This window comes from Rhodococcus sp. MALMAid1271 (assembly GCF_049195265.1).
Lineage (GTDB): Bacteria > Actinomycetota > Actinomycetes > Mycobacteriales > Mycobacteriaceae > Rhodococcoides.
Map to the genome: position 1 here is coordinate 1 of NZ_JBMIRQ010000006.1, position 1,159 is coordinate 1,159.

Genomic DNA, 1,159 nt, shown 5'->3' on the forward strand with positions numbered 1-1,159 from the left:
ACGGGGGTCAGGTCGGCGTCGCAGGTGAGCAACTCGGCGAGGGTGCGGCTCATCGGCCCGGTCCAGTCGAGGTGGAACGGCCAGTGAACATCTCCCGGCCCCACCGTCGACTTCTGCCTGCCATCACCAGCACCAGCACCACCGGCAGTCGCAGCGGCGTCATCGTCCGAAGTGTTGGCCGCGGCGGTGCTCGTTCTCGTCGAATCCGGTGTGACGCTTCCGGTCTGCTGTTTGCAGATCGAGTGCATCAGCGCGGCGTTTCGACGGACTGCGAGGATCACGGGCATCACCGGGACCGGGCCGCGGCGCAGTCAACGGCGAGAGCGCGGTGAGTAGTTTCTCGGCCATCATCCGGTCGACATTGCCGCTGAGCTGGAACCGATCATCGGCGAGAGGGTGCAGATCGAATCGATTGAGATCCGGGTTCTCCGACACCGGCACCGGAGGCGGTCCCTGCGGTACCGCACCACCACCGCCGCCGTCACCTTCACCTTCACCTTCACCAGCAGCGTCCTCACCACCACCACCATCACCGGCACCCGAATAACCGCCACCAGCAGCAGCCGAATCAGCATCCCCGGCACCGGCACCTGCATCGTCACCAGCACCGGTGCGGCGGGCCTGTTCCTGCTCCCACTCGCGGTGCTGTTTCTCCGCCTTCTGGTGCCGAGCCCTGGCTTCGTCGGCCGCCGAATGCGCCAACGCCTGCGCACGGGTGGCGACCTGACCGGCGGTAGTACCGCGCGCGGTCTCGAGCAACTCCGCGACGACGGCCTCGCGGTGTCGCTGGTCCAGGGTCGGGTCGGCCACCACGACCGAGGCGTACCCGTCGGCGATCGCCGAGGCATGCGCCGCGTGGATCTCACTACCGGCGAGAGCATCGAGCACGGCAGGCCAGTCGGTGAGCCACAGCCCCAACGCAGTCTGGCGGGCAGCGGACCCGTCGGTGATCCGCACCGATCTCGCGTACCACCGCGTCACGGTCGAATGCCCGAGCTTCATCGCCAGACCACGGCGTTCGATCTCGGCGAGCAGCGTCAATCTCGCTGCAGCAAGAACATTTTCGTCGGAAGTCACGGCAGCGAGCTCGGAGACCAACTCCTGGTCCGCGAGCTCGAACACATCCCCCCATGCCTTCACACCGCACAAGCTATACCCA

The 1,159-nt window shown here is 66.9% G+C and carries 1 pseudogene; it reads right to left on the minus strand.

The annotated features are described in order from the left end of the window. Positions 1 to 159: 159 nt before the first annotated feature. A pseudogene (locus ACOQFP_RS00030) lies at positions 160 to 1,159 on the minus strand (HNH endonuclease); the annotation flags it as partial.